Origin of the sequence: Halomonas sp. ALS9 (genome assembly GCF_001651035.1) — a bacterium.
In the GTDB taxonomy this organism is placed as follows: domain Bacteria; phylum Pseudomonadota; class Gammaproteobacteria; order Pseudomonadales; family Halomonadaceae; genus Vreelandella.
Genome location: NZ_LXRG01000056.1, coordinates 1 through 282, shown reverse-complemented (window position 1 = coordinate 282; position 282 = coordinate 1). Strand labels below are relative to the sequence as shown.

Sequence of the window (282 nt, the reverse complement as noted above, 5' to 3'; positions counted from 1 at the left end):
CCGGGGCTCTCACTGGATCTTTACCTTGACGAGGTGGATCGGCCCGATTTGATTCGCCGAAACAACTCACGCATCAATGGATTGCGGATCAAACTGAAAGGGGATACCTACCTGGCTGATATCGCACCACTGCACACGGAAGATACTAAGGTTGATTCTCTCGCGGGGGCGGTCGTGACGTTACACCGTGCCGACCGTATCGGTGCGCGTATTTATCAGGTGCAGCGACAGGAGCTGCGTGGCTTTGAGGCCATCTTTCAGTCGGGTTCGCGACTGGAATCC

The 282-nt window shown here is 55.7% G+C and carries 1 pseudogene; it reads left to right on the top strand.

The window, feature by feature from the left end:
* Nucleotides 1–282: pseudogene (locus A6R74_RS04085) on the top strand (AAA family ATPase); the annotation flags it as partial.